6 protein-coding genes are annotated in these 7,042 nt (G+C 65.2%); 1 reads left to right on the top strand and 5 read right to left on the bottom strand.

What is annotated here, in order from left to right; all coding sequences use genetic code 11:
• The 3 genes from VKM35_RS03745 to rsmG form a co-directional block, all read right to left on the bottom strand.
• Positions 1–872, bottom strand: an 872-nt coding sequence (locus VKM35_RS03745) for a ParB/RepB/Spo0J family partition protein (RefSeq protein ID WP_324318497.1), incomplete at its 3' end; no start/stop codon positions are given.
• Entirely contained in the window at positions 872–1,654 is a 783-nt protein-coding gene (locus VKM35_RS03740) for a ParA family protein (protein WP_324318495.1), read from the bottom strand. The genes VKM35_RS03745 and VKM35_RS03740, both read right to left, overlap by 1 nt.
• Before the next feature lie 109 nt (positions 1,655–1,763).
• Positions 1,764–2,399, bottom strand: a complete 636-nt coding sequence (rsmG, locus tag VKM35_RS03735) for a 16S rRNA (guanine(527)-N(7))-methyltransferase RsmG (RefSeq protein WP_324318493.1) — start codon at positions 2,397–2,399, stop codon at positions 1,764–1,766.
• 108 nt (positions 2,400–2,507) lie between these two features.
• Between rsmG and VKM35_RS03730 the strand changes: the two genes are divergently transcribed.
• Entirely contained in the window at positions 2,508–3,479 is a 972-nt protein-coding gene (locus VKM35_RS03730; protein ID WP_324318491.1) for an NAD-dependent epimerase/dehydratase family protein, read from the top strand.
• Between the two features lie 3 nt (positions 3,480–3,482).
• Here the strand turns inward: VKM35_RS03730 and VKM35_RS03725 are convergent, their stop codons facing one another.
• Together VKM35_RS03725 and VKM35_RS03720 are read right to left on the bottom strand one after the other, a co-directional pair.
• On the bottom strand, positions 3,483–4,037 hold the full coding sequence (locus VKM35_RS03725; RefSeq protein ID WP_324318489.1) for a DUF4166 domain-containing protein: 555 nt from the start codon (positions 4,035–4,037) through the stop codon (positions 3,483–3,485).
• 43 nt (positions 4,038–4,080) lie between these two features.
• Entirely contained in the window at positions 4,081–7,035 is a 2,955-nt protein-coding gene (locus tag VKM35_RS03720) for a bifunctional diguanylate cyclase/phosphodiesterase (RefSeq protein WP_324318487.1), read from the bottom strand.
• Positions 7,036–7,042: the final 7 nt, after the last annotated feature.

Below are 7,042 nucleotides of genomic sequence, written 5' to 3'. Positions count from 1 at the left end.
CTCTCCAGGATGCCTTCGAGCGCTTCCAGCCCGTGATAGGCGATCACGAGCTTGCCGCGTCCGCCGCGGCCATGCTGCACGGCGACTTTCGCGCCGAGGCGCTCGCCGAGTTCGCGCTCGAGCAGGGCGATGTCGGCGTCGGCTTTCTTGGCGGGAACGGCGGCTTTCTTGCTCGGAATCTTGCCCTGCGCGAGCTGCTGCGCACGACGCTCCACTTCGCGCACGGACAAACCGTTTTCCGCCGCGTCCTTCGCCAACGCAATCGCCGCCTGCGGCACCAGTGTCAACAAGGCGCGGGCATGGCCCATCTCGAGTTTCTTGTCTTCGAGCAGTTTGCGGATTTCCTCGGGCAACTCGAGCAGACGCAGCAAGTTCGACACCGCCGCGCGCGAACGGCCGACCGCTTCCGCTGCCTGCTGGTGCGTGAGCGAGAATTCGTCGATCAGTCGCGACAACGCCAGGGCTTCTTCCAGCGGATTGAGGTCTTCGCGCTGGATGTTCTCGATCAGCGCCATCGCGATCACCGCGCGGTCGTCGACCTCGCGCAGCACCACCGGGATTTCCGTCAGCCCGGCCTGTTTCGCAGCGCGCCAACGGCGCTCGCCGGCGATGATTTCGTATTTGTGCTTGCCGATCTCGCGCACGACGATCGGCTGGATCACGCCCTGCGCCTTGATCGATTCAGCGAGCTCGGCCAAGCGCTCCGGATCCATGCCGGTACGCGGCTGGTACTTGCCCGGCTGCATCAGATCGATCGCCAACGTGCGCATCGCGTCGGAACGGATTTCTTCCGGCGTTGCGGCAGCCGCCGCCTTGCTGGTGCCGAGCAGGGCATCGAGCCCCCGGCCCAGGCCGCGCTTCTTCAAGGACATTACGCGGTCTCCTTACTTGCTTTCTTTTCGCGCCGGATGATTTCTCCGGCCAGGCCCATGTACGCGATGCCGCCGCGCGAGGCCTTGTCGTAACCGACGATGCTTTGGCCGTGGCTGGGTGCCTCGGCGACGCGCACGTTGCGCGGGATGATCGAGCGGAACACCTTGTCGCCGAAATGCGTGGTGAGCTCGCCCGATACCGCGTTGGCGAGGTTGTTGCGCACGTCGAACATGGTGCGGACGATGCCTTCGATCTGCAGCGTCGGATTGAGTCGCTGCTTGAGCGCATCGATGGTGTTGACCAGCGCCGACAAGCCTTCAAGCGCGAAATATTCGCATTGCATCGGCACGATCACGCCGTCGGCCGCGGCCAGCGCATTGAGCGTGAGCAGGGACAGCGAGGGCGGGCAGTCGATCAGGATGTATTGATAGTTGCTGCGGATCGGCGCCAACGCGGCCTTCAGCCGCTGCTCGCGCTCGGTTTCGTCCATCAGCTGGATTTCGGCGGCGGTGAGGTCGATGTTGCCCGGCAGCAGATCGTAGCCCTCGGCGGTTTTCACGATCGCGGTGGCGGCGTCGCATTCGCGCAGCAGCACTTCGCAGGTGGAATTTTCCAGGTCGCGCTTGTCCACGCCCGAGGCCATGGTGGCATTGCCCTGCGGATCGAGGTCGATCAGCAACACCTTGCGTGGTGTGGCTGCGAGTGCAGCGGCCAGGTTGACGGCCGTCGTCGTCTTTCCGACGCCGCCCTTCTGGTTGGCAATGGCGATGATGCGACCCATGAACGGTTCCTTGCAGGCGGGGCTCGGGTCTGGCCTGGCCGAGCCCGAGCGGGCAATTATGCCGGTTCGGGTCGGCTTTGGATGGCCCGGATCGCGACCGGCGACCCGATCACGGGTTTTTCCGTGACACCACCACCAGATGACGTTCGCCATCGAGGCCCGGCACGGTCAGCTTGTGGACCGCGGCCAACGCCCATCCCGCTGGCAATTCCGCGACCTCCTCGTCGACGCGCGGCCCTTTCATCGCCAGCAGCTGGCCATCGGCCGCGAGCAGATGGCCGCCGACCGCGAGAATTCCGGCGAGCCGGTCGAGCGCGCGCGCAGTGATCAGATCGAAGGCGCCGGGCTCATCGACCTCCTCGGCGCGCGACTCCAGCACGCGGGCATTGTCCAGTTGCAGCTGACGCACGGCCTCGCGCAGGAAACGCGCCTTCTTGCCATTGCTCTCGACCAGCGCGACCTGCAATTCCGGTTTGGCGATCGCCAGCGGAATGCCCGGCAGACCCGGGCCGGTGCCGAGATCGGCGAGCCGGCCGGGTTCGACATGCGCATGCATCGCCAACGAATCGAGCAGATGCTTGACCAGCATTTCGCGCGGATCGCGGATCGCCGTGAGGTTGTAGGCCTTGTTCCAGCGATCGAGCAGGGCCAGGTAATCGAGCAGGCGCGGCGCCAGTGTCGTCGGCAGTGCCAGCGCATCGAGACCGGATTCAAGCTGGGGCTGCAGGTGGGCGAGGGAATTCATGACGGTATTGTCCACTGGCGCGTGAGCGGTCGCCAGCAAGCTGGCTCCTACAACGTCGATCCGTAGGAGCCAGCTTGCTGGCGACAAGACCTACGGTAAGCTGCGGCCATGACGACTGTCCTGCTTACCGGTGCCAGCGGCTTCCTGGGTCAGCACGTACTGCGCGAACTGGTCGCGGCCGGTGCCGAGGTGCGCGCGCTGTCGCGCCGCGAGGAAACCGATGCGGTGATCGGCGCGCTGGGCGGCACGCCGGTGCGCGCCGATGTCACCGATGTCGCGTCATTGACCGCGGCGATGACCGGCGTCGACGCGGTGTTCCATACCGCCGCCGACACCAACACCTGGCGCCCGCACAACGACGCGCAGACGCGCACCAATGTCGGCGGCGCGGAAAATCTGCTGGCTGCGGCGAAAGCAGCCAGCGTGCGCAGTTTCATGCACACCTCCAGCGTCTCGGCGTATTCGCATCTGGTGCACGGCATGCTGCGCGAAGACGTGGCGCAGCGCGGCGGCGACAGCTGGATCAACTACGAGCGCACGAAATTCCTCGCCGAACAGGCGGTGCGCGCCGCAGGCATCCCCTTCATCATCTTCCAGCCCTCGCACATCCTCGGCCCGGGCGATACCCGCAACTGGTCGCGGCTGATCGCGATGATCGACCAGAATCGTCTGCCCGGCGTGCCACCGGGATCGGGCGCCTTCGCCGACGTGCGTGAGATCGCCAAGGCGCAGGTGCGTGCCTGGCAGCGCGAAAAATTCGGCGAGGCCTATCTGCTCGGCGGCGAACACGCGAGCTTTCTCGAACTGGTCACCCTGATCGGCGGGCAGCTCGGTCGCAAGACACCGAAGCGCGCGCTGCCGCTGCCATTGCTGAAAATCTTCGCGCAATTCAAATACCGCGTCTCGCTGATCACCCGCAAGCCGCCCGACATCACGCCGGAGTCGGCGATGTTCACCTGCCACGACCTGGCCGTGGATTCGTCGAAAGCCATCCGCGATCTCGACTACCGCGCCACGCCGCTGCCGGCGCTGCTTGCCGACACGATCGCGTGGATGCGCAGCGTGCAGATGCTGCGCTGATTTTCAGTCGCCGATCTTCGCCGTCAGCAACCCGCCGTAAGACAGCACCAAGCCAAACAGCGGCAGCGAAAATCCCACATGGAAGCGATAGCTTCCGTTTTCGATGCGTTTGTAAGCCTTGCTTTGCGGCAGCAACCATAGCGGCAGCGGTATGCCACGAAATTTCGCGCCGAGTAATCGCCAATACCAGCCGCCATCAAGAACATCGACGCTGAGGCGCAGTTCGATCGGGCCGGTTTGTTCCAGCCAGTAACCCTCGGGCCAATGGCCGACCGGGCGGAACACCGACGCCATGCGCGAGCCCTGGTCGAAGCGGCGATCCCAATACAGCGCGGCGCCGTCGTGACTGATGTCGACCTCGAGTGCGTGCGTGCCGGCGGCGTCGGGAATGCCCAGCCTGCGTGCGAGACGGCGGCCGAACACGCCCGCCAGGCTGCGACCGAAAACGATGTCCACCGCGCCGTGCAACACGCCACCGTCGCGATGCAAGGACTGCAGTTGCGGATGCAGCAGCGCAAACTGCGCGCCAAGCCAATCGGAAACCGGTTGATCTGTCATCGCGAATTCGAAACGCCGGGACGCCGCGAGCCGCGTGCGCGCATCAGGCCTGGCGATCGCGCACGAGAACTTTCGTGCTGATCTCGTTCATCGAAACCGGTTTGGAGAACAGGTAACCCTGGCCCAGCGTGAGGCCGAGTTCGGTCAGCTGCTCGCGTTGCGCGATGGTTTCGATGCCTTCGGCGACGACTTCCAGGCCCAGCGAATCGGCGAGCAGGCGGATCGCGCGCACGATCGCCGTGGTGCCGCCGCTCTCGCCGGACTTGAGCGCGGCGACGAAGGAGCGATCGATCTTGATGCCCTGCAGCGGGAAGCCGTGCAGGTAGGACAGCGAGGAATAGCCGGTGCCGAAATCGTCGAGGAAGGTCTGCACACCGGCGTCGCGCAGGCGATGCAGGCAACTTTGCACCTGCTCGGGACTTTCCAGCAGCGCACCTTCGGTGACTTCCAGGCGCAGATGTTTCGGATTGACCTGGTGTTCGTTCAACAGGTACAGCAGGCGCTCATCGAAATCGGCGACGCGCAGATGGCGTGGTGAAACGTTGATGGTGACGTAGCGATCGCCGGCGCTGAGCACGCGGATGTCGCTGCAGACCTGTTCGTAGATCTGCCAGTCGATCTGTTCCAGCGTGCCCGATTCCTCGGCGGTGGCGAGAAACACCCCGGGTGCGAGGATGCCGCGCTCGGGATGCATCCAGCGCATCAGCGCCTCGAAACCGATCACTGCTTCATCGGCGAGCCGAATGATCGGCTGGTAGTAGGGCACGAATTCGTTGCGCTGCAGGCCGCGGCGCAGGTCGCCTTCGAGCTCGAGCTGGCGCAGCGCGTCCTCGTGCAGGGTTTCGTCGAACAGCGCGAAACGCTGGCGACCGGCGGCCTTGGCGCGATACATCGCGACGTCGGCATCGCGCAGCAGTTCTTCCGGGTTGCGGTAGCGTTCGTGCGCGAGCGCGATGCCGATGCTGGCCGAGGTGTACAGCTCCTTGCCGGCGATGCGCATCGGTTCGGACAGGCTGCGGATCACGCGTTCGGCGACCATCACCGCGTCGGCCGGATCGTGGATGCGATCGATCACGATCGCGAATTCGTCACCGCCCAGGCGGGCGACGGTGTCCGGTTCGCGCACGCAGCGGCTGATCCGCAGCGCGGCTTCCTTGAGCAATTCGTCGCCGACCAGGTGGCCGACGGAATCGTTGACCACCTTGAAGCGGTCGAGGTCGAGGAACAGCACCGCGAACACATGCTCGCCGTTGGCGCGGTAGCGCGCCAGCGACAGGCCTAGCGTTGCCAACAATTGGCTGCGGTTGGGCAGGCCGGTCAGAGTGTCGTGCAGGGCTTCATGCTTGAGTTTGTATTCGATGCGTTCGCGCACCGAAATCTGGTCGCGCAGCTCGCGGTTGGTCACCGCCAGCTCGCTGGTGCGCGCTTCCACGCGCTGTTCCAGGTCGGCGTAGGCCTGGCGCAGCGATTCGTGCGCCTGCCGGCGCTCCAGCGCATTGGCGATGTGGAAGGAGACGAAGCTCAGCAATTCCTCGTCGCGTGGCGTGTACAGATAGTCGGGCGTGTAGCTCTGCAGCGCGATCAGGCCGTTGGCCTTGCCCTCGACCATCAGCGGCACGCCCAGCCAGCACACCGACTTGGTGCCGACCGAAATCACCTCGCCGGCAGCTTCCAGCGCTTCGACGCCGTTGCGATCGGTGAGCAGCGGCTTGCCGGTGCGCAGTACGTATTCGCTGAGGCCGCGGCCAAGCTTGCGGCCTTTCTGGCGCTGGTCGCGTTCGTCGACCGAATACGGAAATTCGAGTTCGTTGCCATCGGCCGTCAGCAGTGCGATGTAGAAATTGCGCGCGTCCAGCAGCTCGCCGACGATTTCGTGCACCGAGGCGAAAAACGATTCGACGCTGTGACTGCTGCCGGACAGTTCCGCAATCCGGTACAGCGCGCGTTGCAGGCGTTCGCTGCGCTGGCGTTCGTGGACTTCCTGGCGCAGCTCGGTGGTGCGCTGTTCGACACGACGCTCGAGTTCTTCCTGCGCCTCGCGCCGCGACAGCGCGCCGAGGATGTGCTGGGCGACGTAACTGAGCAGGGCCTGGTCGGATTCGCTGTAACGCACCGCCGGGTCGTAACTTTGCACCACCACCGCGCCGCGCACGACGCCGTCTTCGATGATCGGCACGCCCAGCCAGTCGATGCTGTCCGGGCCGAGGTTGCCGTCATGCACGACGCCGAGGGTCTTGCGCACCGTCTCGGACGAATCGCGGATCGGCTTGCCGTAGCGCAGCAGGCCGAGGGTGAGACTGTTTTTCATCTCGTCCGGGCCGAGCAGCTTGTTCGGATCGGGAATGTCCGGGTCCTGGCTGTCGGCGAAATACAGGAAGCGGATCGTCTCGTGTTCGGGATCGAAACGGACGATGTAGAAATTTTCCGCGTACATCAACCGGCCGACGATCTGGTGCAGGCCGTGCAGGACCTCGGACGTGTCGCGATCGGAACTGGCAATATCGCTGATCGCGAACAGCGCGCGCTGCAGGCGCTCGGCGCTTTCCAGCCGCTCCACATCGACCTGCAGGCGCTGGGTGTTGAGCAGCGACTGCGAGCGCAGCGACAGCGATGGCAACACGTCGCGCCAGTTGCTGTCGACCTTGCCCGGCGTGAACCGGCACAGCAGCGCGGCCCAGAAGCCGGCGCTCTGCGCCAGCACCACTGCCATCTGCACTTCGCCCGTGCGCGGATCGATCTCCTCGGCGCTGCCGCCTTGGCGACGCGCGCTCTGCAACAACGCCAGCAGCGTCGGCCCGGGCAACAGTTCATTGGTCGAGTGCAGGCGGCGCGGATCCTCGGGCTGGTGGTTCCAGACCATCGCCGCCAGGCTCAGGCCCTTGCCTTCGAGGTAGTCGCCGACCATCGTCGCGAGGCCCATCATGTCCCGCGCGCCCAGCAAGGCATGCACGAAGGATTCCGGTTCGCTGAGCAGCAGCGGCGTGTTGGTTATCGCCATGAACCGA

It is taken from the genome of Arenimonas sp. (assembly GCF_035312645.1).
Lineage (GTDB): Bacteria > Pseudomonadota > Gammaproteobacteria > Xanthomonadales > Xanthomonadaceae > Arenimonas.
This window is presented reverse-complemented; position numbering and strand designations above follow the sequence as displayed.